Raw genomic sequence first — 23,320 nt, forward strand, 5'->3', positions numbered from 1 at the left:
GAATCGGACCCGCGACCTCTCCCTTACCAAGGGAGTGCTCTACCACTGAGCCACAAGGGCAAAACTCCTGACAAACTCACCGGCAGACTGGAGCGGGAAACGGGAATCGAACCCGTGTCATTAGCTTGGAAGGCTAAGGTTCTACCATTAAACTACTCCCGCACTGATTGAACCGCACGAGTGAATGCGGAGCCAATGCTTGGAAACCATTTCCAATTGCTCAAATCAAGCCGGCTTTCGCCAGTTTGCTGGTGGAGGAGACTGGATTCGAACCAGTGTAGGCGTAAGCCAACAGATTTACAGTCTGCCCCCTTTAGCCACTCGGGCACCCCTCCAGAAGCGAGTCTTAGATTATGCCATCTTTTTGTGACCGAGCGCAATTGAGCGCTCAACTTTTCACCAGGCGATGGGTTTTCTACCGGTTTGCGCCGCAAAAAGCTGGGCGCTGGCGAAATGCCCGCAACCCACAAAAGGCAAGGGCGGGCGCGAAGCGGACAGTGGCGAGGGGTGATTGGCCTGGAGGATCAAATGCCGAGCTGAACCCGCCACGGCTTCCACCACTTTTTTCTTGGTCTGCGCGTGCGCGCCCCACAACATGAACACAACAGGCTTGGGGCTTTGGGCCACAGCGGTGACCAGAGCATCGGTCAACACCTCCCAGCCCCAACCGGCGTGGCTGCCGGCCTGTCCCGCCCCCACAGTCAAGCAGGTGTTGAGCAGCAAAACGCCCTGCTGAGCCCAGTGCACCAAGGACCCGTCAGCGGGAGTTGGCACCCCAAGGCTTTGCTGAAGCTCCTTGAAGATATTGCGCAAACTGGGCGGGATGCGCACCCCAGGCGCAACCGAAAAAGCCATGCCATGCGCCTGACCCGGGCCATGGTATGGGTCTTGACCCAATATGACGACACCGACTTGGTCCAGGGGTGTCAATCTGAGCGCTTTCAATGGATCGGGCGGGTAAATGGTTTGACCTGCCAATAAAGCCTCGTTGAGGCGCGCAGACAAAGCCCGCCCTGGCTCACTGCTCAAGAAGCCCTGCACGAGCGGGGTCCAACCCGCATCCAAGGCCGACAGGTCTGGCGGCCAGTTTGCCAATCGATCGGCCCCCAAGGGGGTATCGCCCCAATCTAGCACTTGCTGAGCCACGCCAACTGGCATCAGGCAAAGAGCTTGGCCAAAGCCTCACCCGGCTCGTCCGCCCGCATGAAGGCCTCACCCACCAAAAAGGCATGGACCTTGGCCTCGCGCATGCGGCGAACATCGTCGGGCGTTTGAATCCCGCTTTCGGTGATCAACAGGCGATCAGCAGGCACGTCGGGCAACATGTCCAAAGTGGTCTGCAGTGAAACATCGAAGGTTTTCAGGTTGCGGTTGTTGATGCCGACAAGACGGGTTTTGAGTTTCAGCGCTCGGTCCAGTTCGGCGCGGTCATGCACTTCAACCAACACCGCCATGTCCAAGCTGCGTGCCACGGCCTCCATATCAGCCATCTGGGCATCGTCCAAACAAGCAGCAATGAGCAAAACCGCATCGGCGCCCATGGCCCTGGCTTCATAGATTTGGTAGGCATCGATCATGAAGTCTTTGCGCAAGACCGGCAGGTCACAACTGGCACGCGCCTGCTTGAGGTAATCGACGCTGCCTTGGAAAAACTGTTTGTCGGTCAGCACCGACAAGCAAGCGGCGCCGAATTCGGCATAGCTCTGGGCGATATCGGCCGGAATGAACTCGGCCCGCAAAACGCCCTTGGAGGGACTGGCTTTTTTGATTTCGGCAATCACCGCCGCTTGACCCGCAGCGATCTTGGCACGCATGGCGCCCTCAAAGTCTCGCGTGAGGACTCGGCTTTCTGCATCGGCCCGCACCACCTCCAAGGGCTTGTGCCTGAGTGAGGCGGCCACTTCTTCACGCTTGACCGCCACAATTTTGTCCAAGATGTCCGTCATGTCTTTTCTTTCTGTCTGGGCTCTGAGGCACCAATGGGCTGATTGGAAGCTGCACTCAAGCAGTTCTTTGGCCAAAGGCCACAAATTGCGCCAACTTGGCTTTGGCAGCGCCCGATTCGATGGCCACCCTGGCGCGGTCGAGGCCGTCTGCGATGCTGCTGGCCACATTGGCCGCATACAAGGCAGCGCCCGCATTGATCATGACAATGTCGCGCGCTGCGCCGGCCTGATTGTCCAGCACCCCACGCAACATGGCCATTGACTCCTCGGGCGTGTCCACTTTCAAGGCGCGGTTGCTGGACATGGTCAGGCCAAAGTCTTCCGGGTGGATTTCGTATTCGGTGATCTGGCCGTTTTTGAGCTCGCCCACCAAGGTGGCAGCACCCAGGCTGATCTCGTCCATGCCGTCGCGCCCATAAACCACCACCGCATGCTCCGCCCCCAAGCGTTGCAGGGCTCGCACCTGAATGCCCACCAGGTCGGAGTGGAACACGCCCATCAAAATGTTGGGCGCGCTGGCGGGGTTGGTCAGAGGTCCGAGGATGTTGAACATCGTGCGCACACCCAGCTCTTTGCGCACAGGGGCCACGTTTTTCATGGCAGGGTGGTGGTTGGGCGCAAACATGAAGCCAATGCCCACCTCTTCAATCGAGCGCGCAATCTGCTCTGGCGACAAATGGATGTTGCCACCCAAAGCCTCGACCACATCGGCGCTGCCAGACTTGCTGCTCACGCTGCGGCCGCCGTGCTTGGCGGTTTTGGCACCGGCAGCCGCGGCCACGAACATGGCGCATGTCGAAATGTTGAAGGTGTGCGCACCATCGCCACCCGTTCCGACGATGTCGACCAGATGCCGCGGGTCGGCCACATGCACCTTGTTGGAAAACTCGCGCATCACTTGCGCAGCAGCCGTGATCTCGCCAATCGTTTCTTTTTTCACGCGCAAACCCGTGAGCAACGACGCCATCATGACGGGTGACAACTCACCATTCATGATCATGCGCATGATGTGCAGCATCTCGTCATGGAAAATTTCGCGGTGCTCGATGGTGCGCTGCAGAGCTTCTTGAGGGGTGATGGGCATGGCGTCGTCCTAAGGGGGATAGATTTTCAATAGATACCTGTGGAGGATGATCCTGCACCTTGACTTGCCAATGGCTGGGCCATGAAGCGGCGAATGCAAGCGATGGCGAAGTCGACGCCTGCAGCGTCCACATCCAGATGCGTCACAAAACGCAGACCGATCAAACCTGTGGCCAAAACACCCTGGGCTTTGAGTTCGGCCAACAAGGCGGGGCCTCGGCCATCGGCCACATCCACAAACACGATGTTGGTTTGCGCAGAACGCACGCTCAGGCCCGGCAGGCCTTGCAAGCCCTGCGCCAGTCGCTGCGCCAGCGCATGGTCATCGGCCAATCGGTCGATGTGGTGATCCAATGCGTGCAAAGCACCAGCGGCCAACAAGCCAGACTGTCGCATGCCGCCGCCCAAGGCCTTGCGCCAGCGCAAAGCCTTGGCGACCAACTCATGCGAGCCGCACAAGGCAGATCCCACAGGCGCGCCCAAGCCCTTGCTGAAACACACGGACACACTGTCGAAGTGGTCGACGATGCGGCGCACGCTGGCCGTGACAGCTCCACCTTCGGCCTGTGCCACAGCGGCATTGAACAAGCGTGCGCCATCCAGATGCACGGCCAAGCCATGCTTCCGTGCCAAGCCTGTGGCTTGCGCCAGGTAGTCTTGCGACATGGGGTGGCCGTTCCAGGTATTTTCGAGCGCCAGCAGACGGGTGCGGGCAAAGTGGCAATCGTTGGGCTTGATGGCTGCGGCAATGTCGGCCAGAGACATTTCACCCGAATTGTTTTGCGCCAAGGGCTGCGGCTGGATGCTGCCCAGCACCGCCGCGCCCCCACCCTCATAGCGGTAGGTGTGGGCGTTTTGCCCCACGATGTACTCGTCGCCCCGCTCGCAGTGCGCCATCAAGGCGCACAGGTTGCTCTGCGTCCCGGTCGGCATGAACAGCGCCGCTGCTTTGCCGGTGATTTGCGCGATGCGTTCTTGCAAGGCGTTGACCGTGGGGTCATCGCCAAACACATCGTCCCCCAAGGGGGCGTTCATCATGGCTTCGCGCATGGCTGCGGTGGGCTGGGTGACGGTATCGCTGCGCAGATCAATGGGTCTGTTCATGGACGCACCAAAAAGTTTTTGAGCATGGCGTGGCCGTGCTCGGTCAGGATGGATTCGGGGTGAAACTGCACGCCTTCGATGTCGAGCTCGGTGTGGTGCACGCCCATGATCTCGCCGTCATCGGTCCAGGCGGTGACTTTCAGGCAGGGCGGACAACTGGCCCGCTCAATGGCCAGGGAATGGTATCGGTTGACGGTGAATTTTTCAGGCAAACCCGCGAACACGCCTTCTTGCGTGGTGGTGATGACACTGGTCTTGCCGTGCATCAACTCTTGCGCGCGAACAATCTTGCCGCCAAAGGCCGCACCAATGCTTTGGTGCCCCAGGCACACGCCCAGAATGGGCAACTGGCCCGCGAAGTGCCGGATAGCCGCCACGGAAATGCCTGCCTCTGCAGGTGAACATGGGCCAGGCGAGATCACCAAACGCTCGGGCTGGCGGGCCGCAATGCCCTCAAGCGTGATTTCATCGTTGCGAAAGACTTCGACCTCCGCGCCCAGTTCACCGAAGTACTGCACGATGTTGAAGGTGAAAGAGTCGTAGTTGTCGACCATCAGGAGTTTGATTTTTTTCGCCATGTTCACTCCAAGCCTTCTTCCACCAACTCGCTGGCCCTCAACAAGGCACGCGCCTTGTGCTCGGTTTCGCGCCATTCCATCTCGGGCACAGAATCGGCCACCACCCCCGCAGCAGCTTGCACATACAGCGTCTGGTCCTTGATGACGGCGGTGCGGATCGCAATCGCCACATCCATGTCGCCGGCATAGCTGATGTAGCCACAAGCGCCGCCGTAGATGCCGCGCTTGACGGGCTCGAACTGGTCGATCAACTCCATAGCGTGTACCTTGGGCGCGCCTGTCAGCGTGCCCGCCGGGAAGGTGGCTTTGAGCACGTCCATGTTGCTCATGCCCTGATTGAGCAGGCCCTCGACGTTGCTCACGATGTGCATGACGTGGCTGTAGCGCTCAACCACAAAAGCCTCGGTGACCTTGACGGAGCCAATTTGAGCGATGCGGCCAATGTCGTTGCGGGCCAGATCGATCAGCATCACATGCTCGGCCCGCTCTTTGGGGTCGTTGATCAGTTCCTGCTCGGCAGCCGTGTCCTTTTCGGGTGTCGCACCCCGGGGACGTGTGCCCGCCAAAGGACGGATGATGACTTTGGCGCCCTCTTCAGTTTGCTCCTGGCGCACCAAAATTTCTGGGCTGGCCCCGACGACATGGAAGTCGCCGAAGTTGTAGAAGTACATGTAGGGGCTGGGGTTGAGCGAACGCAGCGCACGGTACAAGGACAGCGGGCTTTCGGTGTAGCGCTTTTTGATGCGCTGACCCACCTGCACCTGCATGAAATCGCCCCCGGCGATCAGCTCTTTGGCTTTTTCAACCGCGGCGATGTAATCGGCCTTTGGAAAGTCACGCTCAGCCGGGTAAGACTGAGAGGGTTTGACCACCGGAGCGCTGACCGAGTATTTGAGCTGCTCTTTCAAATCGCGCAGGCGTTTTTTCGCACCCACATAGGCCTCGGGCGTGCCCGGATCAGCATAAACAATCAGGTAAAGCTTGCCTGACAAGTTGTCGATCACCGCCAGTTCTTCGCATTGCAGCAACAAGATGTCGGGCGTGCCCAAGGTGTCGGGCGGGCAGGATTTTTCGAGTTTTTTCTCGATATAACGGACGGCGTCGTAACCAAAATAGCCTGCCAAGCCGCCACAAAAACGTGGCAAACCGGGGCGCAAGGCCACCTTGAAACGCTTTTGGTACGCCTCAATGAAGTCCAGCGGGTTGCCCGTGGCCGTTTCGATGACCGCGCCATCGCGCACCACTTCGGTTTTGGCATCAGCCCCAAAGCCACTGGCGCGCAACAAGGTGCGGGCCGGCAGACCGATGAAGCTGTATCGGCCAAAACGCTCGCCACCCACCACGGATTCCAACAAGAAACTGTATTGGCCGTTGTCCTTGGTGTGCGCCAGCTTCAGGTACAGCGATAAAGGGGTTTCCAAATCCGCAAAGGCTTCCAGCATGAGTGGAATGCGGTTGTAGCCTTGACTGGCCAGGCTTTTGAATTCAAGTTCGGTGATCATGGGCAAGAGCCTCCAAAGCGCTCAGCGACCTCTGGCGAGGTGCTTTCATTCATCCAGGTGCCCAGTCATCTTGCGAATGAAGCTGGGCGCGGGTGGCGGGCAAGGCCGCACGGTCGGTGGGGTCAGGCTGGCCGACGCCAGGGCCAGGCTCCCCGGCCTTCCGCAGGGGAATGGCTCGGCAGGCTGGCTGCGCTGGAATGATGATGGAGGATGCACATGGTGTTGCGAGTGTAGCAAAGCCCTAAGGCACAGCGGCGGACACGCCAGCAGGCACTTTGGTCGAATGGTCAAGCCTTCATGCGCGCAGGCAAATCGGCCAAGCTGTCCAGCCAAGCAGCCGCAGGCGTGTCTTGAACAGGTTGGCCATGGTTGTAGCCGTAGGTCACCAGTACCACAGGACATCCTGCAGCGTGAGCCGCCTGGGCATCGTTGCTTGAGTCGCCGACCATCAGGGTCCTGGCCACAGGGCTGCTCAAGGCTTCGCAGGTTTTCAGAATCGGTAAAGGGTCGGGCTTTTTGCGCTCGAAACTGTCCCCTCCAAACACGGGGCCAAAAAAGTGTGCAAGTGACTTTTCTTTCAGCAAGTCCTTTGCAAAGCCCAAGGGCTTGTTGGTCAGACAGGCCATGGGCATGCCCCGGGCGGCCAAAGACTCCAGCGCCTCCAGGGCGCCAGGGTAGACATTGGCAAACTGGCCGTTGATGTCCAGGTAGTGGTGTTGGTAACGTTGCCAAGCGCGATCGAACAGGGCGTCTACCGACAGCGCTGGACAAGCCTGGCCCACCCCTTTGACTTCGGGCCGGTTGATTTGATGCGCCAGCAAGGTGCGGATCAGGTGCTCGGAGCCTTTGCCGATGGTTTGCTCGATGAGCGCGTCCGACACCGGCGGCAAGTCCAGATCGGCCATGGTGCGGTGCAAGGCCACCTGGAAATCGCCCAAGGTGTGCACCAAGGTACCGTCCAGATCAAAGATGACCGCGTCAATCTGCATCAAATGCTGCATATCGGTTGACACCAATTCAAGACAAAGCCACGCGCATCTGATCGATCACGGCCTTGTAATCGGGCTTGCCAAAAATGGCACTGCCCGCCACAAAGGTGTCAGCCCCTGCATCGGCCACGCGGCGAATGTTGTCGGTTTTGATGCCGCCGTCCACCTCCAGGCGAATGTCGCGGCCACTGCGCTCAATCCATTGGCGCGCCAGCTCAACCTTGCGCAAGGCCGAATCGATGAAACTTTGGCCCCCAAAGCCCGGGTTGACGCTCATGATGAGGATCAGATCGATTTCGTCGATCGTCCACTCCAGCACATCGAGCGGCTCGGCCGGATTGAACACCAATCCAGCCTTCACACCCTTGCTCTTGATGGCCTGGATGCTGCGGTGCACATGCGCGCTGGCGTCCGGGTGAAAGCTGATGAGGTCGGCTCCAGCCTCGGCAAAAGACGCGGCCAACGCATCGACTGGCGAAATCATCAGATGCACATCGATCGGGACAGCCAAACCAGTGGCTGTTTTGGCATGCGGCTTGAGCGCTTGACAAATCATGGGCCCGAAGGTGAGGTTGGGCACGTAATGGTTGTCCATCACGTCGAAATGGATCCAGTCGGCACCAGCATCGACGACGCTTTTGACTTCGTCGCCCAAACGAGCGAAATCAGCCGAGAGAATGGAAGGGGCAATGCGAAAAGTCTTTGTCATCACAGAATTGTCGCAGTTAACATCGGCCCATGTCTGCTTACAACGTTCAAATCGATGTCGTGCCTCAATACGTGGCCGACCAAAGCAAGCCCTTGCAAGAGGTCTTTGCCTTTGCCTACACGGTCACGGTCACCAACACGGGCAAGGTGCCGGTGCAACTGATCTCCCGTCATTGGGTGATTCAGGACGAACGCGGGCACTCCGAAGAGGTCAAAGGTTTGGGTGTCGTCGGTCAGCAACCCCTGCTGCGTCCGGGTGAATCCTTCCAGTACAGCAGTGGCTGCCGCTTGCGAGCCCCCAGCGGCACCATGGGTGGCAGTTATTTCTTTGTGGCAGAAGATGGTCACCGGTTCGACGCGGCCATTGGCACTTTCATTTTGGAATCTTCCAACACCATGCCCACGGGCCGCACCCTGCACTGAGTCCCCCCTTTTGACTTGCGGTTAAGCTCATGGGCATGGGTGAATTTGAGCTGATCGAGCGCTACTTCAAACGTCCTGCACGGCAAGCAGCCGTTGGCATTGGCGACGACTGCGCGGTGTGGACGCCCCGCCCCGGTCACCAGTTGGCTTTTTCGGCCGACATGTTGGTCGAAGGCCGTCACTTTTTGTCCACCGTGTCCCCCCGGTCTTTGGGTCACAAAGCCTTGGCAGTGAACCTCAGCGATTTGGCCGCTTCTGGCGCCACACCCCGTGCTTTTTTGTTGTCGTTGTCATTGCCTCGCGCCGATGAAGACTGGCTGTCGGATTTTTCGCAGGGCCTTTTGGCCTTGGCCGATGCACATTGCTGTGAGTTGATCGGTGGCGACACCACCCGAGGCCCCTTGAACATCGCCATCACGGTGATGGGCGAAATCCCCCATGGGCAAGCCATTTTGCGCAGTACAGCGCAAACAGGAGACGACATTTATGTCAGCGGTCATTTGGGCGATGCCCGACTGGCCTTGGAGGTTTTTCGGGGCCACTTGAGCGTGCCGCAAGCTGTTTTTGACCTGGCCAGAGCCCGCCTGGAAACACCGATACCCCGCATGAGCTTGGGCACTTCTTTGCGCGGTTTGGCCACTGCCATGGCCGACGTCAGCGATGGCTTGCTGGGCGACTTGGGCCACATCCTCAAGGCCAGCGGTGTCGGCGCCCAGTTGAACTTGCCAGCCCTCTCGCAGCTGATGCTCACCCGCCAAGCTTGGGACTGCCCCCGTGAATGCTGGCTGCGCTGCGTGCTGACTGGCGGTGACGATTACGAGCTGGTGTTCACCGCCCCGCCCGCCTTGCAGCACGCGGTGGAAGCGGCCACTTTGGGCAGCGGAACCCCCATCACCCGCATCGGCCGCATCACGTCAGACAGCGGCTTGATACTGATGGACGACAACGGCAATGTTGTGCGCCCTGCATTTTCTTCTTTTGACCATTTCGCATGACGATGAGCGGGCCAATGACCACCCCTGACGTCACCGCCCAACTGGGGCCCGTGCGTGCGACGGCGGGATTCATGCTCAAGCACCCCGCCCATGTGATCGCTTTGGGTTTTGGCTCGGGCCTGTCACCCAAAGCCCCGGGCACGGTAGGCAGCCTTTGGGGCTGGGCGTCTTGGTTGCTGATTCAACACAGCTTGTCTTTGCCGATGCAGGCTGCTTTGATTGGCGCAGCCATCCTCTTGGGCTGGTGGGCCTGCACGGTGACAGCACGAAACATGGGCGTGAGCGACCCCGGCGCGATTGTCTGGGATGAAATTGTGGCCGTCTGGCTGATTTTTTTCATCCTCGCGCCCTCTAGTTTTACAGGTCAACTGGTGGCATTTGTGTTGTTTCGTTTTTTCGATGCTGTGAAACCGGATCCGGTGGCTTGGGCTGACGGTTTGTTCAAGGGATTTGGATGGCGGGGCGGCTGGGGCATCGTCTTTGACGACCTGGTCGCCGCCTTTTGCACCCTTTTTCTCATCGCACTTTGGAGGTCATTTGGATGGCTGATGTGACTTCTATTTTGGCGGATCGGCTCCATTCCTTGCAATGGATGATGGCCACCGCCGAAAGCTGCACAGGTGGCTTGATTGCCGCCCATTGCACCGATTTGCCAGGCTCCAGCCGTTGGTTTGAACGGGGTTTTGTGACCTACTCGAATGCCGCCAAGACCGATTTGCTGGGTGTCCCACCGGATGTGATCGCTGCCGAGGGCGCGGTCAGCGAGGCTGTCGCACGTGCCATGGCGCTGGGCGCTTTCTACCGGACTCCCGCCAAGGTGTCTGTGGCCGTCACGGGTATTGCAGGCCCCGATGGGGGCAGCGCCGACAAACCCGTGGGCACGGTCTGGCTGGCTTGGTGCATCAATGGCCAGGTTCACGCAGAACGGCAAAATTTTGGCGGCGACCGTCAAAGCGTGCGGCACGCCACTGTGGCTCGGGCATTGGAAGGACTGCTGCAAAGGCTGCCCCACGCCACCACCTGAAGGCACCCAAGGCCAAGAAAAATCCATCAAAAAACCCGCTGAAAAGCGGGTTTTTTAATGATCGCAGGCCCTTCATCAGGGTCTGCCGAAAGGGTCAAGCTGCTGCGAGCCAGTACCCAGCGTTGAAAGGGCTGCTCATGCGCAGCGCCAAAGGCGAGACGTCCACCAACTTGTCGGTGGGCATTTTTTCACCTTCCTCGACCGACTCGGCCATGGTGGTGTCCTCGGTTTGTGCCTCAATCGCCCGTCCTGCTTGGCTGTTTTGCGCAGAACGGGCTACAGAAAAGAATAGAAGCATCGGAAGGGTACCTTCCTGTCTCCCCAGAAATCTGCCGTGTCGCGGAAGATGTCCAACAATTGCTCACGGGCTTCTTTGTCGAATTTAACGTGGGCAGGGATCTGCTCCAGCACGACAATGAAACCGGGCTGTGGGCCCGATTTGTGCAAAGGGTCGGTCATGCAGTCGTAAAGCGCATCGAAGTTTTTGCCGAAATGCGATGGCAATGTGAATTGCGCACCGATCAAATCCAGCACATCTTGCTTGCTTTGGGCTTCTGCCAAATTGGCATACAAAAAGTGATGCCCCAATCCTTGGGCGGCTTCCTGCAGATCGCTCACGCGGTAAGCGCGAATCGACTGCACGATATTTGACCGCACGCCCTTCAGGGGCGCCTCTTGGTCATAGCGTGTCAGCGTGTCCATCTCCGTGGTCTTTCTCAAACAAAAATTAGGGTCGATCGACCATCATGCGAAAACTCGCGTAATGGTCTTGGGTGTAGTAACAGGCTTTCGGTTCCGCTGGCACTGGACCGCCGCAAACAATGCGGCGAGCACCACGGGTGCGCTCTCCAGGGGTCCTGACGGTGTACTCACGGTAAAAACCGCGGTCCTCACGAGGCAAAAGCCGCTCGCGATTGCCAAAAACCGTGCCGTCCTTTTCGTAAGGAAAAGGACCACCCTTTCGGATGGCTCGGTAGGTTTCTTGCGCTTCGCGGGGCAGCTCAGTCACCAAAACGGTGGCCAGGCCTGCAGTCTCGGTGGGCGGCTTGGCATGCACCAAAACTGTGCAAGCCATCCAAAGAAGGCCCATCAGCACAGCAAACCAACGCTGATGGGGCACGAATTGCTGGGCCACCCTCATGAATACACCTTTCAGGAGCGTCCGGGTTTACCCGAAAACTCAAAGGCGCTAGTGTGCGGCAAATGCGATAAAAATGCAAGCGAATGCCCAATAAACAGGCAAAGACATTTTGGGCATTTTTAACGCAGGTGAGCGCGCACTCTCCTCAAAGTCTTTAGCGCGCAGCGTTCGCGTCTGCCACCGTCAAGGCTGTCATGTTCACAATTCGACGCACGGTCGTGCTGGGCGTCAAGATATGGACCGGCTTGGCAGCGCCCAGCAAAACCGGACCCACGGCAATATTGCCCCCGGCAGCGGTTTTGAGCAAGTTGTAAGCGATGTTCGCGGCATCGATATTGGGCAAAACCAACAAATTGGCATCGCCCATCAAGGTGCTGTTGGGCATGATGGTGTGGCGGGCGGCGGCGTCCAAAGCCACATCCCCGTGCATCTCGCCATCGACTTCGAGCCAAGGGGCTTTCTGACGCAACAGCGCCAACACATCGCGCATTTTGACGGCGCTGGGTTGGTTAGACGACCCAAAATTGGAGTGCGACAACAAGGCCGCTTTGGGCTGTATGCCAAATCGGCGCATTTCTTCGGCCGCCATGATGGTGAATTCGGTCAATTGCTCTGCTGTGGGGTCGTAGTTGACATGGGTGTCCACCATGAACACTTGGCGTCCGGGCAGCATCAAACCGTTCATGCACGCGAATGTGTTGACCCCCGCACGTTTTCCAATGACTTGGTCGATGTAATTCAGGTGCATCGGGTTGGTACCCCAGGTGCCACAGATCATCCCGTCCACATCGCCTTTGTACAGCAACATGGCACCGATCAAAGACAGACGGCGTCGCATTTCGATCTTGGCCATTTGCTGGGTGATGCCCTTGCGCTCGGTCATGCGGTGGTAGCTTTGCCAAAAATCGCGGTACCGGTGATCGTCTTCCACATTGACCACGTCGTAATCGAGCTCTTCTTTCAGGCGCAGGCCAAATTTTTCGATGCGCTCGGCAATCACCGCAGGGCGACCGATCAAGGTGGGGCGGGCAATGCCCTCGTCCACCACGATCTGGGCGGCACGCAGCACGCGCTCTTCTTCACCTTCGCTGTAGGCGATGCGCTTTTTCAGCGCGCGCTTAGCGGCTGTGAAAATCGGCTTCATCATGGTGCCCGAGGCATAGACAAAACCTTGCAGACTTTCACGGTAAGCATCCATGTCTTTGATGGGCCGCAGGGCGACGCCGCTGTCGGCAGCCGCCTGAGCGACGGCAGGAGCGATTTTGATCATCAAGCGCGGATCAAACGGCTTGGGGATCAAGTACTCGGGGCCAAAAGCCAAGGGCTCGCCCGCATAAGCAGCGGCCACCACTTCGCTTTGCTCGGCTTGGGCCAATTCGGCGATGGCGTGGACAGCGGCAATTTCCATCTCCAGCGTGATGGTGGATGCACCCGCATCGAGCGCGCCCCTGAAGATGTAGGGGAAACACAAGACGTTGTTGACCTGGTTGGGGTAATCGGTGCGGCCAGTGGCCATGATGGCGTCGTCGCGCACGGCCTTGACATCTTCTGGGTTGATTTCGGGGTTGGGGTTGGCCAGCGCAAAAATCAGGGGCTTGGCGGCCATGGACTTGACCATGTCTTGTTTGAGCACGCCGCCTGCCGACAAACCCAAGAACACGTCGGCCCCCGCAATGACTTGCGCCAAGGTGCGGTGATCGGTTTTTTGCACAAACTGGATTTTGTCTTCGTCCATCAGCTCGGTGCGACCCTCATAGACCACACCGGCCAAATCGGTGACCCAAATGTTTTCGCGTGGAATGCCCAGCTTGACCAACAGGCCCAAGCAAGCCAGCGCCGCAGCGCCCGCGCCCGAGGTGACCAGTTTGATCTGTTTAGGGTCCTTGCCCACGACTTTGAGGCCGTTCAAGATGGCCGCACCCACCACGATGGCGGTGCCGTGCTGGTCATCATGAAAAACCGGAATCTTCATGCGTTCGCGCAGCTTGCGCTCGATGTAGAAGCAATCCGGCGCCTTGATGTCTTCGAGGTTGATGCCACCAAAAGTGGGCTCCAGCGAAGCGATGATTTCGACCAGCTTGTCCGGGTCTTTCTCGTTGATTTCGATGTCAAACACATCGATGCCCGAGAACTTCTTGAACAGAACGCCCTTGCCCTCCATCACCGGCTTGCTGGCCAGCGGGCCGATGTCGCCCAAACCCAGCACGGCCGTGCCATTGGTCACTACCCCCACCAGGTTGCCCCGGCTGGTGTATTTGAAAGCGTTGGCTGGGTCTTTGACGATTTCTTCGCAGGGTGCAGCCACGCCGGGTGAGTAGGCCAACGCCAAATCATGCTGGTTGACCAGCTGTTTGGTGGCGGCGATCGCTACCTTGCCGGGGGTCGGAAACTCATGGTATTCGAGCGCCGCTTTGCGCAATTGGGCGCGCTTTTCTTCGGCTTGAACCTTGTTGGTCATGGATGTGCTCCGCTGTAAGTTTTTCCAGTGGGCTGCTGGGGTTCAGCAGCCTTCTTGCGTCCGTTCGAACACATGGGTGGGCAAGTCGAAACGGTGGTCGTTTCATTGTAGGCCCCGGATTAGGGGGTCAAGACTGCGTAAATCTGCGTAGCAAGTGAGTTGGCTTTTGACTTTTTGGCACAAATAAGGACCGACATGTCGTCTGTTCAGCGCAAATGCTTCCAGGCTTTGTGCTGCAAAGCCTGTGCCACGCTGACCGAGCCTTGCCCTGGGATGATTTGAAAAGACGCACCGGATTGCAAACGACCCGGTTGGTCCACCGCCAAATAAAAACCGCATCGCCCGCTTTGCACCATGTCTTTGGCGGCCTGGGCGTAGCCCATGACGGCATTGAACTTGCCGCAGGGCTCTCGCGGCTGGGTCACGCGCAGGACCACGCCGCCAAAGTCCAAGCGGTCACCCACGAAGAGGTCGTGTTCGAGCACGCCTTGCAAGCTGAGGTTTTCACCCAAGTAGCCGGGCACCAAAACTTCTTCAAACATCGTCGCGCCCCGCACTTGCCGCTGCGCCTGCCACCAGGCCAGATGCTCTGAGGGCAAGGCGTACACCGCTTTGCTGAGACCCCCATGCACCGACAAGTCGGCTTGCTCGTCACCGGCGAGGCCCAGCACCCCGACCGCGATGGGGCCAGAGACAGCGGTTTTGCCAATCGCCGACACCAGCTTGCGCCCGCCCACCATCAGGGGGCGAACCTGGCCGATTTGGATGGAGAGCAGCGAGCCCGACAAACCGGGCTGCCAAGTGGGCTGCGGGCTGGGCTGCATGGGCCTTTCAGCCCCGCATCAGGGCTTCGATCTCGTCGGCCTTGACCGGCACACCCCGCGTGATCAGCTCGCAACCCGTGGCGGTCACGATGGCGTCGTCTTCGATGCGAATACCAATGTTGTTGAACTTCTCGGGCACGCCCGGCGCAGGGCGCACATACAAGCCCGGCTCGATGGTCAAGACCATGCCCGGCTGCAGGATGCGGCTGGGGCGGTCTTTGATCAGCTCACCACTCAGCGGGTCCTTGCGTTCGCTCACCTGGCCCACCTGCGAGGGCTCGACATAGCTGCCGCAGTCGTGCACGTCCATGCCCAGCCAGTGGCCCGTGCGGTGCATGTAGAACTGGAAATAGCTGCGGTTGGCGATCACGTCCTGCGCGTTGCCCACTTTGTTTTTGTCGAGCAAGCCCACATCGAGCAGGCCCTGCGCCAGCACGGCCACGGTGGCCTCGTGCGGGTCCACAAAGCGGGCACCCGCTTTGGTGGCGGCCACAGCCGCATCTTGCGAGGCCAGCACCAGGTCGTACAGGGCACGTTGCGGGCCGGTGAACTTTCCGTTGGCCGGGAAGGTGCGGGTGATGTCGCTGGCGTAGCCGTCCAGCTCGCACCCGGCGTCAATCAGCACCAAATCGCCATCGCGGATCAAAGCGGTGTCGGCGCGGTAATGCAACACGCAGGCATTGGCCCCGCCCGCCACGATGGAGCCATAGGCCGGGTACTGCGAGCCGTGCTGACGGAACTCGTGCAGCAGCTCGGCATCCAGGTGGTATTCGCGCACCTCTTGGCCGGCGCGCAGCATGCTGGCGCTGCGCTGCATGGCGCGGATGTGGGCCCGGGCGCTGATGGCGCTGGCGCGGCGCATGATGTCTTGCTCGTGCGCGTCTTTCACCAGGCGCATCTCGTCAAGCAGGCTGCACAGATCGCGCTGCTGTTCAGGACACAAGGCGCCATAACGCACCCGCGAGCGCACCGACTGTAACCAAGCATGGACCAGGCTTTCCAGCCCGGTATGGATGGCAAAGGGGTACCACACGGTGCTGCGGTTTTCCAGCAACTTGGGCATGTGCGCGGCCATCTCGCCGATGGGCAATGCCCGGTTCACGCCCAAAGCGGCGGGTGCGGCTTCTGGCCCCAAACGGATGCCGTCCCAGATTTCCCGCTCCAAGTCTTTGGGCTGGCAAAACAGCGTGGTCTCACCATCGGCCGTGATCACCAAGGCCGCGTGCGGTTCGGTGAAGCCGGTCAGGTAATAAAAGTAGCTGTCGTGCCGGTACAGGTAATCGCTGTCGCGGTTGCGCTGGCGCTCAGGGGCGGTGGGGATGATGGCCAAGCCACCCGCGCCCAATTGGGCAGCCAGGCGAGCGCGGCGGTCGGCGTAGAGTTGGGACGTGTTCATGGCAGATAGGGTATGGGGTTGGGTCAAGAATGGCACAAGCTTAATGGGGCTGGGCCAAATTCAGGTCGCCTCGGGGGCATTCAGTTGCGCCAGCCGCTGCGGGGTGCCCACATCGGTCCAGCGGCCTGGGTACACCTCACCCGTGACCTGCCCGCGGTCCATCGCGGCGCGCAGCAAGGGGGCCAGCGCCAGCGCGACGCCTTCAGGGTTACCCGGCGGCAGGCCACAAGCTGCAAAAAAAGCTTTTTTGTACAGCGCCACCGTGCTGAAGGTGTATGGGCAAGCCTCAGCGCCTTTGGCCAAGTTGAGCACTTGCCCCGTGACCGTGAGGCCAAAGTCGCCGCCCGGGTTGTGCGCCGGGTTGGGCACCAGCCACAGGTGCGCCAGGGCCGGGCTGGCCTCAAAGCGCTGGACAGCCTGCGCTGTGAACACGAAATCGGGTGCAAACACATCGCCCGCCACCACCCAGAAAACTTCGGCGAGACGGGGCAAAGCCCGCACGATGCCGCCTGCGGTCTCCAGGGCGTGGCCAAAATCCTGGCCCTCGTGCGAGTACGCCAAATCAACCACCGGCAAGTCTGGCCAACAGACCCGATCGCCAAAATGGTCCGATATGTTCGACCCCAGCCAAGCAGTGTTCACCAGCTGGCGCACAAAGCCGCCACGGGCCAGCGCCTGCATGGCCCACTGCATCAGGGCTTGGCCGCGAACTGGCAGCATGGGTTTGGGCATGCTGTCGGTCAGGGGGCGCATGCGCTCACCCCGCCCGGCGGCCAGCACCATGGCCTGAAAATCAAAAGTTAATGACATGCCCCGGATATTGCCATGCCCGGAGGCGCTCATGGGACACCGCCCTCTGGTCCCTGAGCCCTAAACTCATTTTTCAACGCCCGACCCGCACACAGGTCGGCTGGTCCAGAAAGAGCACCGCCATGACACGCCCCCTGCCCGCCGTGATTGCCGCCGTACAAAACGCCTCTCAGCGCATGGCCGATCGCCACACGCCTTTTGTCATGAACGACTGGTATGTGGCCGCCTTTGGCGAAGAGATCAAAGACCAGCTGCTGGCCCGCACCTTGCTTGGCAAACGCCTGGTTTTCTATCGCAGCACCCAGGGGCAAGTGGTGGCGCTGGAAGACCGCTGCCCCCACCGCTCCATGCCCTTGTCGGCCGGCACCTTGGAGCAGGACACCATCATTTGTGGCTACCACGGCCTGCGTTTCAACAGCGAAGGTGACTGCATCGAAGTGCCCTCGCAAGCGAACTGCCCGCACAACATGGGCATCCGCGCTTACCGCACCCACGAACGCGGCGCGGTGGTCTGGATCTGGATGGGCGATCCCGAACAAGCCGACCCGGGCAAACTGCCCGCGCAAGACTGGATGGAGAGCACCAAATGGGAACGCTCGCACGGCTATTTGAGCCTGCAAGCGAGCTATGTGCGCCTGCACGAGAACCTGCTGGACTTGACGCATTTGAGCTTTTTGCATGCCAACAGTTTTGGCACGCCCGACTACGCCAAGGCCGCCTTCGACACCGAAATCGGCGATGGCCAGTTCGCCTTGCTGCGCCAGGTGGTGCCGACCACGCTGCCCCCGGTGTGGGGTGTGCCCACCGGACTGACAGGGCCAGACCAAGCCGCCCGCATCGTGCGCTCCGAGTTCCGCAGTCTGGGCCTGCACGAGGTGTCGGTGCTGTTTTACGACTGCCATCTGCCCGAAACAGACCGCCCGCAGTTCCGCATCCGCACCGCCCACATGCCCACGCCCGAGACCGCCACCAGCACGCATTACTTCATCGTGCACGGGAGAGACTTTGCACTGGACGATCCAGGCACCACGAGCTTCATGCACGATCAACTCTTTGTGGCTTTTCAAGAAGACGTGGACGGCTTGGCGCTGCAAGAACTTGCCCTGGCCAGCACGCCCGCCGAGGATTTGTACGAATTTTCGGTGGCCGCCGATGCGCCGGCCGTGGCCATGCGCCGTTATGTGCTGGCCCGGCAGCAAAAAGAGGCCCCGTCCTGATCACCACTTGCAGGGCCCATGCCGGACTGCGAGAGCCGGGTCAACCGATGGACAACCGCTAAAATCACGGGTTTTCCAGAACATCTTCCCGGAGCTGCCCACATGGCAAACACACAGCAAATGGCCAACGCCATCCGCGCCCTCGCAATGGACGCTGTTCAACAAGCCAAATCCGGACACCCCGGCGCCCCCATGGGCATGGCCGACATGGCCGTGGCGCTGTGGGGCGATCACCTGCAGCACAACCCCGGCAACCCCCATTGGGCCAACCGCGACCGCTTTGTGCTGTCCAACGGCCACGGCTCGATGCTGATCTATTCGGTGCTGCACCTGACCGGCTACAAGCTGCCGATTGATGAGCTGAAGAACTTCCGGACCTTGCACAGCAAAACCGCTGGCCACCCCGAAGTGGGCGTGACCCCCGGCGTGGAAACCACCACCGGCCCGCTGGGTCAAGGCATCACCAACGCCGTGGGCATGGCCCTGGCCGAAAAAATGCTGGCCGCAGAGTTCAACCAAGAGGGCCTCGCCATCGTCAACCACCACACTTATGTGTTCCTAGGTGACGGCTGCCTGATGGAAGGCATCAGCCACGAAGCCGTGGCCTTGGCCGGTGCTTGGAAGCTGAGCAAGCTGATTGCCCTGTATGACGACAACGGCATCTCGATCGACGGCCAAGTCGCCCCTTGGTTCATCGACAACACGCCCCAGCGCTTTGCCGCCTGCGGCTGGAACGTGATCGACGCCGTGGACGGCCACGACGCAGCGGCCGTGTCCAAGGCCATCGCTGCCGCCAAACACAGCGCAGACAAGCCCACCCTGATCGTCTGCAAAACTGCCATCGGCAAGGGCTCACCCAACCGCGCGGGCACCTCCAAAGCCCACGGCGAGCCGCTGGGTGCTGAAGAAATCAAACTCACCCGCGAAGCCATCGGCTGGACGGCCGAGCCCTTCAAGATCCCCAAAGCGGTCTATGCTGACTGGGACGCCAAAGCCGCAGGCAAAGCCCGCGAAGCCGCTTGGAACACCCAGTTTGCCGCCTACAAAGCCGCCTTCCCCGCACAAGCCAAAGAGTTTGTGCGCCGCATGAAGGGCGACTTGCCCAAGAACTTCAACCAAGTGGCGTTTGACGCCGTGGTGGCCGCCCACACCAAGGGCGAGACCGTGGCCAGCCGCAAGGCCAGCCAGCTGGCACTGGAAGCCTTTACCGCTGCACTGCCCGAAATGCTGGGCGGCTCGGCCGACCTGACCGGCTCTAACCTGACCAACACCAAGAGCACCCCCGCTTTCCGCGTGGACTTGGCCGGTGATGTGGTCAAGACCGAAGGAAAGATCGGCCGCCACATCAACTACGGTGTGCGCGAATTCGGCATGGCCGCCATCATGAACGGCGTGGCGTTACATGGCGGTTACATCCCCTACGGCGGCACCTTCCTCACTTTCTCTGACTACTCGCGCAACGCCATCCGCATGGCCGCGCTGATGAAGCAGCGCGTCATCCACGTCTTCACCCACGACTCGATTGGTCTGGGCGAAGACGGCCCCACCCACCAGTCCATCGAGCACGCCGCCAGCCTGCGCCTGATCCCCGGTCTGGACGTTTGGCGTCCTGCCGACACGGCCGAGACCACTGTGGCCTGGGCTGTGGCGCTGCAAAACGCGAATCGCCCATCGGCCTTGTTACTCAGCCGCCAAAACCTGGCTTACTCACCCAAGAGCGACCTGGGCGACATCAGCCGCGGCGCTTATGTTTTGTCCGAGCCTGCCAACGTGGGCATCAAGAAGACCCACGGCGTGATCATCGCCACCGGCTCTGAGGTGCAACTGGCCCTGGCCGCACAAAAGCTGTTGGCAGAGCGCAAGATCGGTGTGCGCGTGGTCTCCATGCCCAGCACCAATGTGTTTGACCGCCAGGACACCGAATACAAGCAAAGCGTGCTGCCCAAAGGCCTGCCCCGCGTGGCGGTGGAAATGGGCTCCACCGACGGCTGGTGGAAATACGGCTGCGCTGCGGTGGTTGGCATCGACACCTATGGTGAATCGGCCCCGGCACCGGTGCTGTTCAAACACTTTGGCTTCACCGCCGAAAACGTGGCCGACACGGTCCACGCCGCATTGCTCAAGGCCTGACAAGGCCCACTGACCGGCACAGGGGATCAGGTTCTCGCAAGGATCCTGGTTTCCAATCCGGTGACGTAACGGTTTAGTAACTTTTCTCCCGAGGCTCTCACCATGACCATCAAGTTGGGTATCAACGGATTCGGCCGCATTGGCCGCCTGGCCCTGCGCGCTGCGCTCAAACACGGTTTTGACGACATCCAGATCGTCGGTATCAACGACCCCAAGCCTGCCGATTATTTGGCCTACATGCTCAAGTACGACAGCGTGCACGGCCGCTTTGATGGCACGGTGGACTTCACCGAAGACACCCTGATCGTCAATGGCAAAAAGATCAAGCTCTCGCACGAGCGCGACGCACACCACCTCAAGTGGGGCGCGATGGGCGTGCACACCGTGCTCGAGTGCACCGGCCACTACCTGACCGAGCCCACCAGCCAGATGCACATCGCCGCTGGCGCCAAGAAGGTCGTGATCTCGGCCCCGTCTAAAGACAGCATTCCCATGTTCGTCTATGGCGTGAACCACAAGAAATACGCCGGCGAAGCCATCATCTCCAACGCTTCTTGCACCACCAACTGCCTGGCCCCCGTGGTCAAAGTGCTGCACGACAAATGGGGCATCAAACGCGGCCTGATGACCACCGTGCACGCCGCCACCGCCAGCCAAATGACGGTGGACGGCTCGTCGCGCAAAGACTGGCGCGGTGGCCGTGGCATCCTCGAAAACATCATCCCCAGCAGCACGGGCGCGGCCAAAGCAGTGGGCGTGGTGATCCCCGAGATCAAGGGCAAGATCACTGGCATGGCTTTCCGCGTGCCCACGTCGGACGTGTCGGTCATTGACCTGACCGTGGAACTCAACAGCGATGCCAGCTACGCCGACATCTGCGCCGAGATGAAAGCACAAAGCGAAGGCGCGCTCAAAGGCGTGCTGGGCTACACCGACGAGAAAGTCGTCTCCACCGACTTCCGTGGCGAGCCCTGCGCCAGCGTGTTCGACGCGACAGCCGGCATCGCGCTGGACAAAACTTTCGTGAAGATCGTGGCCTGGTACGACAACGAATGGGGTTACGCCAAGCAGTGCTTGGAAATGGTGCGGGTCGTCAACAAGAAGAAGTGACCTGCGTCTGGTAGGGCAGGCAGCGTCAGGGCTCCCCGCAGGAGCTCAGAGGCGCTTCGCTTTGCCACATCGCCCCTGCGGGGAGCCCTGACGCCGCCATAGGACATCGCTCAAAGCGCCTTCAGGCGCTTTTTCTTTGGGCTCACACGCCAAGAGACATCAAGGCCTTGAAGCCCGTATCCAATCCGCCGCCTTCTCAGCAATCATGATCGTCGGCGCATTGGTGTTGCCGCTCACGATGCGCGGCATGACCGAGGCATCCACCACGCGCAGGCCGGGCACGCCGTGCACACGCAACTGTGCATCGACCACCGCCAAGCCGTCTTGCCCCATGCGGCAGGTGCCCACCGGGTGGTAGACCGTGTCGGCGTTTTGCCGAATCCAGTGCTCCAGTTGTTCGTCGGTGCGCGCATCGGCAGTCTCAGCCCACTCTTTGCCAAACGCGGCCAGCGCAGGCTGGGCCAGGATGTGCTGGGCTTGGCGCACACCGTCGCGCAAGCGCTGCAGGTCACGCGGATCGCTCAAAAACTGGGGGTCAATCAACGGGGCGCTGTGCGGGTCGCGGTCGGTCAGCTGCACGCGGCCACGGCTGTCGGGTTGCAGCAAACACACATGCAAAGAGTAGCCATGCCCCAGCGTGAGTTGGCGGCCGTGGTCCACCAGTTTGGCCACCACAAAGTGCAGTTGAATGTCCGGGTGCGCCTCATCGGGTCGGCTTTTGTAAAACGCACCGCCCTCGGCAAAATTGGTGGTCAGTCGCCCTTTTTTGTATTGCCTCCATTCCCACAACGCTTGCAAGGTGTGCCACATGCCTTGGGGTGACACCCCGATCAAATCGGTCTGCCCCGGTGCATCGGCCACCAGCACCGCATCGGGGTGGTCGTGCAGGTTCTCGCCCACACCGGGCAAGTCGCGCAGCACCTCGATACCCAGGCTCTGCAAATGCGCGGCAGGCCCGATGCCAGAACGCATGAGGATGGCGGGTGACTGAAAAGCACCGGCACTCAAAATGATTTCGCGGCGGGCGGTCACTGTCTGCGCTTGACGGCCCTGCAAGGTGTGCACCTGCCGCACCACGCCATCCACCAAGCCGATGCGGTCCACCGTCACGCCGGTCATCACATGCAAATTGGGTCTGCCCAAGTTGGGCGTGAGGTAGGCCTTGGCCGCGCTGAAGCGCTCGCCCGCCTTTTGCGTGACCTGGTAAAGACCCACGCCTTCTTGCGTGGGGCCGTTGAAGTCGGTGGTGTGCGCTAAACCCGCTTGCACGCCCGCTTCGACAAAACGTTTGGCAAACGCATTGGGGCTTTGCAGGTCGGCCACGTTCAAAGGGCCGTTTTGGGCATGCCACTCATTGTGGATGCGCTCGTTGTGTTCGGCCTTCAGAAAGTAGGGGAAGACCTCGGCCCAGGACCAACCCGCGCAACCCATCTGCGCCCAAATGTCGTAGTCAACCTGTTGGCCACGGATGTAGGCCATCGCGTTGGTCGAGCTGGAGCCCCCCAAGGTGCGACCACGCGGCTGAAAGCCGATGCGGCCGTTCAAGCCGGGTTGCGGCACGGTGTTCAGGCCTTGCGAAACGATTTCGGTGCGGGCCATGAGCGCAATGCCCGCTGGGCAATGGATCAAAGCGCTGGTGTCGGGCGGCCCGGCTTCGATCAGGGCCACCTGCACGGCAGGGTCTTCGCTCAGGCGGCTGGCAAGCACACAACCGGCCGAGCCGCCGCCCACGATCACGTAGTCAAAGTCCATGAATTCCCCCCGTCCCAATGTTTTGTGCGTCCAATGTAAGGGCTCCAGCGTGCCTTGGCCTGTCTTGTGTGCATCAGGGTTTTTCCCAGCAAACCCCTGGTCATGGCGACATCTCCTTGGCCCCAACACC

General features: G+C 60.3%; 23 protein-coding genes and 2 tRNA genes. 7 read left to right on the top strand and 18 right to left on the bottom strand.

The window, feature by feature from the left end:
• Positions 1 to 88 precede the first annotated feature (88 nt).
• The 10 genes from ABWQ00_RS07185 to rpe all read right to left on the bottom strand — a co-directional run bounded on the left by ABWQ00_RS07185 (position 89) and on the right by rpe (position 7,911).
• Positions 89 to 162 (bottom strand) — tRNA-Gly (locus tag ABWQ00_RS07185).
• Between the two features lie 87 nt (positions 163 to 249).
• A tRNA-Tyr gene (locus ABWQ00_RS07190) sits at positions 250 to 335 on the bottom strand.
• Positions 336 to 396: 61 nt separating this feature from the next.
• The gene (locus ABWQ00_RS07195; RefSeq protein WP_353237994.1) at positions 397 to 1,158 is read right to left on the bottom strand and encodes a uracil-DNA glycosylase; all 762 of its coding nucleotides are present in this window, start codon (positions 1,156 to 1,158) and stop codon (positions 397 to 399) included.
• Positions 1,158 to 1,946 (bottom strand): indole-3-glycerol phosphate synthase TrpC, encoded by a 789-nt coding sequence (trpC, locus tag ABWQ00_RS07200; RefSeq protein WP_353237995.1) that lies wholly within the window; start codon positions 1,944 to 1,946, stop codon positions 1,158 to 1,160. Before trpC ends, ABWQ00_RS07195 begins: the two co-directional genes overlap by 1 nt.
• A 55-nt stretch (positions 1,947 to 2,001) precedes the next feature.
• Complete coding sequence (gene trpD, locus ABWQ00_RS07205; RefSeq protein ID WP_353237996.1) at positions 2,002 to 3,030, bottom strand: anthranilate phosphoribosyltransferase; 1,029 nt, start codon at positions 3,028 to 3,030, stop codon at positions 2,002 to 2,004.
• Positions 3,031 to 3,056: 26 nt separating this feature from the next.
• The gene (gene ltaE / locus ABWQ00_RS07210) at positions 3,057 to 4,133 is read right to left on the bottom strand and encodes a low-specificity L-threonine aldolase (protein ID WP_353237997.1); all 1,077 of its coding nucleotides are present in this window, start codon (positions 4,131 to 4,133) and stop codon (positions 3,057 to 3,059) included.
• Positions 4,130 to 4,711, bottom strand: a complete 582-nt coding sequence (locus ABWQ00_RS07215; protein WP_353237998.1) for an aminodeoxychorismate/anthranilate synthase component II — start codon at positions 4,709 to 4,711, stop codon at positions 4,130 to 4,132. Before ABWQ00_RS07215 ends, ltaE begins: the two co-directional genes overlap by 4 nt.
• A gap of 2 nt (positions 4,712 to 4,713) precedes the next feature.
• Positions 4,714 to 6,213, bottom strand: a complete 1,500-nt coding sequence (trpE, locus tag ABWQ00_RS07220) for an anthranilate synthase component I (RefSeq protein ID WP_353237999.1) — start codon at positions 6,211 to 6,213, stop codon at positions 4,714 to 4,716.
• 287 nt (positions 6,214 to 6,500) lie between these two features.
• Positions 6,501 to 7,202: a phosphoglycolate phosphatase gene (gene gph / locus ABWQ00_RS07225; RefSeq protein WP_353238000.1), complete on the bottom strand. Its 702-nt coding sequence runs from the start codon at positions 7,200 to 7,202 to the stop codon at positions 6,501 to 6,503.
• A 28-nt stretch (positions 7,203 to 7,230) separates the two neighbouring features.
• Complete coding sequence (rpe, locus tag ABWQ00_RS07230) at positions 7,231 to 7,911, bottom strand: ribulose-phosphate 3-epimerase (protein WP_353238001.1); 681 nt, start codon at positions 7,909 to 7,911, stop codon at positions 7,231 to 7,233.
• Positions 7,912 to 7,940: 29 nt separating this feature from the next.
• Here rpe and apaG point away from each other — a divergent pair, with 29 nt between their 5' ends.
• The 4 genes from apaG to ABWQ00_RS07250 are packed head-to-tail and all read left to right on the top strand — an operon-like array spanning position 7,941 to position 10,352.
• A complete protein-coding gene (apaG, locus tag ABWQ00_RS07235; protein ID WP_353238002.1) occupies positions 7,941 to 8,333 on the top strand; it encodes a Co2+/Mg2+ efflux facilitator ApaG/CorD in 393 nt (130 codons plus the stop codon).
• Positions 8,334 to 8,368: 35 nt separating this feature from the next.
• The gene (gene thiL, locus ABWQ00_RS07240; protein ID WP_353238089.1) at positions 8,369 to 9,328 is read left to right on the top strand and encodes a thiamine-phosphate kinase; all 960 of its coding nucleotides are present in this window, start codon (positions 8,369 to 8,371) and stop codon (positions 9,326 to 9,328) included.
• Between the two features lie 14 nt (positions 9,329 to 9,342).
• Positions 9,343 to 9,882 carry a phosphatidylglycerophosphatase A family protein gene (locus ABWQ00_RS07245; protein WP_353238003.1) on the top strand — a complete coding sequence of 180 codons (540 nt, stop codon included), beginning with the start codon at positions 9,343 to 9,345 and terminating at the stop codon, positions 9,880 to 9,882.
• Positions 9,870 to 10,352 carry a CinA family protein gene (locus ABWQ00_RS07250; protein ID WP_353238004.1) on the top strand — a complete coding sequence of 161 codons (483 nt, stop codon included), beginning with the start codon at positions 9,870 to 9,872 and terminating at the stop codon, positions 10,350 to 10,352. Before ABWQ00_RS07245 ends, ABWQ00_RS07250 begins: the two co-directional genes overlap by 13 nt.
• A gap of 94 nt (positions 10,353 to 10,446) precedes the next feature.
• On the opposite strand, the gene ABWQ00_RS07255 is transcribed toward ABWQ00_RS07250, so the two are convergent.
• The 7 genes from ABWQ00_RS07255 to ABWQ00_RS07285 form a co-directional block, all read right to left on the bottom strand.
• Positions 10,447 to 10,650 (bottom strand): hypothetical protein, encoded by a 204-nt coding sequence (locus ABWQ00_RS07255; protein WP_353238005.1) that lies wholly within the window; start codon positions 10,648 to 10,650, stop codon positions 10,447 to 10,449.
• On the bottom strand, positions 10,629 to 11,054 hold the full coding sequence (locus ABWQ00_RS07260; protein WP_353238006.1) for a barstar family protein: 426 nt from the start codon (positions 11,052 to 11,054) through the stop codon (positions 10,629 to 10,631). Before ABWQ00_RS07260 ends, ABWQ00_RS07255 begins: the two co-directional genes overlap by 22 nt.
• Before the next feature lie 25 nt (positions 11,055 to 11,079).
• A complete protein-coding gene (locus tag ABWQ00_RS07265; RefSeq protein WP_502908095.1) occupies positions 11,080 to 11,493 on the bottom strand; it encodes a guanyl-specific ribonuclease in 414 nt (137 codons plus the stop codon).
• 154 nt (positions 11,494 to 11,647) lie between these two features.
• Complete coding sequence (locus ABWQ00_RS07270; RefSeq protein ID WP_353238007.1) at positions 11,648 to 13,951, bottom strand: NADP-dependent malic enzyme; 2,304 nt, start codon at positions 13,949 to 13,951, stop codon at positions 11,648 to 11,650.
• Between the two features lie 206 nt (positions 13,952 to 14,157).
• Entirely contained in the window at positions 14,158 to 14,775 is a 618-nt protein-coding gene (locus ABWQ00_RS07275) for an MOSC domain-containing protein (protein WP_353238008.1), read from the bottom strand.
• A gap of 7 nt (positions 14,776 to 14,782) precedes the next feature.
• A complete protein-coding gene (locus ABWQ00_RS07280; RefSeq protein ID WP_353238009.1) occupies positions 14,783 to 16,171 on the bottom strand; it encodes an aminopeptidase P N-terminal domain-containing protein in 1,389 nt (462 codons plus the stop codon).
• A 60-nt stretch (positions 16,172 to 16,231) separates the two neighbouring features.
• Positions 16,232 to 17,014 carry a nucleotidyltransferase family protein gene (locus ABWQ00_RS07285; protein WP_353238010.1) on the bottom strand — a complete coding sequence of 261 codons (783 nt, stop codon included), beginning with the start codon at positions 17,012 to 17,014 and terminating at the stop codon, positions 16,232 to 16,234.
• 89 nt (positions 17,015 to 17,103) lie between these two features.
• Here ABWQ00_RS07285 and ABWQ00_RS07290 point away from each other — a divergent pair, with 89 nt between their 5' ends.
• From ABWQ00_RS07290 to gap, 3 genes are all read left to right on the top strand, one after another.
• On the top strand, positions 17,104 to 18,198 hold the full coding sequence (locus tag ABWQ00_RS07290; protein ID WP_353238011.1) for a Rieske 2Fe-2S domain-containing protein: 1,095 nt from the start codon (positions 17,104 to 17,106) through the stop codon (positions 18,196 to 18,198).
• 102 nt (positions 18,199 to 18,300) lie between these two features.
• Positions 18,301 to 20,328, top strand: a complete 2,028-nt coding sequence (gene tkt, locus ABWQ00_RS07295) for a transketolase (protein ID WP_353238012.1) — start codon at positions 18,301 to 18,303, stop codon at positions 20,326 to 20,328.
• Positions 20,329 to 20,430: 102 nt separating this feature from the next.
• A complete protein-coding gene (gap, locus tag ABWQ00_RS07300) occupies positions 20,431 to 21,438 on the top strand; it encodes a type I glyceraldehyde-3-phosphate dehydrogenase (protein ID WP_353238013.1) in 1,008 nt (335 codons plus the stop codon).
• 159 nt (positions 21,439 to 21,597) lie between these two features.
• Here gap and ABWQ00_RS07305 read toward each other — a convergent pair whose 3' ends face one another.
• Entirely contained in the window at positions 21,598 to 23,190 is a 1,593-nt protein-coding gene (locus tag ABWQ00_RS07305) for a GMC family oxidoreductase (protein WP_353238014.1), read from the bottom strand.
• Positions 23,191 to 23,320: the final 130 nt, after the last annotated feature.

Origin of the sequence: Limnohabitans sp. (genome assembly GCF_040400975.1) — a bacterium.
In the GTDB taxonomy this organism is placed as follows: domain Bacteria; phylum Pseudomonadota; class Gammaproteobacteria; order Burkholderiales; family Burkholderiaceae_C; genus Limnohabitans_A.

What these genes read in the sequence shown, in the direction of transcription:
- ABWQ00_RS07195 (WP_353237994.1), bottom strand. Translation starts at nt 1,158, where the DNA reads ATGCCAGTTGGCGTGGCTCAGCAAGTGCTAGATTGGGGCGATACCCCC.
- trpC (WP_353237995.1), bottom strand. Translation starts at nt 1,946, where the DNA reads ATGACGGACATCTTGGACAAAATTGTGGCGGTCAAGCGTGAAGAAGTG.
- trpD (WP_353237996.1), bottom strand. Translation starts at nt 3,030, where the DNA reads ATGCCCATCACCCCTCAAGAAGCTCTGCAGCGCACCATCGAGCACCGC.
- ltaE (WP_353237997.1), bottom strand. Translation starts at nt 4,133, where the DNA reads ATGAACAGACCCATTGATCTGCGCAGCGATACCGTCACCCAGCCCACC.
- ABWQ00_RS07215 (WP_353237998.1), bottom strand. Translation starts at nt 4,711, where the DNA reads ATGGCGAAAAAAATCAAACTCCTGATGGTCGACAACTACGACTCTTTC.
- trpE (WP_353237999.1), bottom strand. Translation starts at nt 6,213, where the DNA reads ATGATCACCGAACTTGAATTCAAAAGCCTGGCCAGTCAAGGCTACAAC.
- gph (WP_353238000.1), bottom strand. Translation starts at nt 7,202, where the DNA reads ATGCAGATTGACGCGGTCATCTTTGATCTGGACGGTACCTTGGTGCAC.
- rpe (WP_353238001.1), bottom strand. Translation starts at nt 7,911, where the DNA reads ATGACAAAGACTTTTCGCATTGCCCCTTCCATTCTCTCGGCTGATTTC.
- apaG (WP_353238002.1), top strand. Translation starts at nt 7,941, where the DNA reads ATGTCTGCTTACAACGTTCAAATCGATGTCGTGCCTCAATACGTGGCC.
- thiL (WP_353238089.1), top strand. Translation starts at nt 8,369, where the DNA reads ATGGGTGAATTTGAGCTGATCGAGCGCTACTTCAAACGTCCTGCACGG.
- ABWQ00_RS07245 (WP_353238003.1), top strand. Translation starts at nt 9,343, where the DNA reads ATGACCACCCCTGACGTCACCGCCCAACTGGGGCCCGTGCGTGCGACG.
- ABWQ00_RS07250 (WP_353238004.1), top strand. Translation starts at nt 9,870, where the DNA reads ATGGCTGATGTGACTTCTATTTTGGCGGATCGGCTCCATTCCTTGCAA.
- ABWQ00_RS07255 (WP_353238005.1), bottom strand. Translation starts at nt 10,650, where the DNA reads ATGCTTCTATTCTTTTCTGTAGCCCGTTCTGCGCAAAACAGCCAAGCA.
- ABWQ00_RS07260 (WP_353238006.1), bottom strand. Translation starts at nt 11,054, where the DNA reads ATGGACACGCTGACACGCTATGACCAAGAGGCGCCCCTGAAGGGCGTG.
- ABWQ00_RS07265 (WP_502908095.1), bottom strand. Translation starts at nt 11,493, where the DNA reads ATGAGGGTGGCCCAGCAATTCGTGCCCCATCAGCGTTGGTTTGCTGTG.
- ABWQ00_RS07270 (WP_353238007.1), bottom strand. Translation starts at nt 13,951, where the DNA reads ATGACCAACAAGGTTCAAGCCGAAGAAAAGCGCGCCCAATTGCGCAAA.
- ABWQ00_RS07275 (WP_353238008.1), bottom strand. Translation starts at nt 14,775, where the DNA reads ATGCAGCCCAGCCCGCAGCCCACTTGGCAGCCCGGTTTGTCGGGCTCG.
- ABWQ00_RS07280 (WP_353238009.1), bottom strand. Translation starts at nt 16,171, where the DNA reads ATGAACACGTCCCAACTCTACGCCGACCGCCGCGCTCGCCTGGCTGCC.
- ABWQ00_RS07285 (WP_353238010.1), bottom strand. Translation starts at nt 17,014, where the DNA reads ATGAGCGCCTCCGGGCATGGCAATATCCGGGGCATGTCATTAACTTTT.
- ABWQ00_RS07290 (WP_353238011.1), top strand. Translation starts at nt 17,104, where the DNA reads ATGACACGCCCCCTGCCCGCCGTGATTGCCGCCGTACAAAACGCCTCT.
- tkt (WP_353238012.1), top strand. Translation starts at nt 18,301, where the DNA reads ATGGCAAACACACAGCAAATGGCCAACGCCATCCGCGCCCTCGCAATG.
- gap (WP_353238013.1), top strand. Translation starts at nt 20,431, where the DNA reads ATGACCATCAAGTTGGGTATCAACGGATTCGGCCGCATTGGCCGCCTG.
- ABWQ00_RS07305 (WP_353238014.1), bottom strand. Translation starts at nt 23,190, where the DNA reads ATGGACTTTGACTACGTGATCGTGGGCGGCGGCTCGGCCGGTTGTGTG.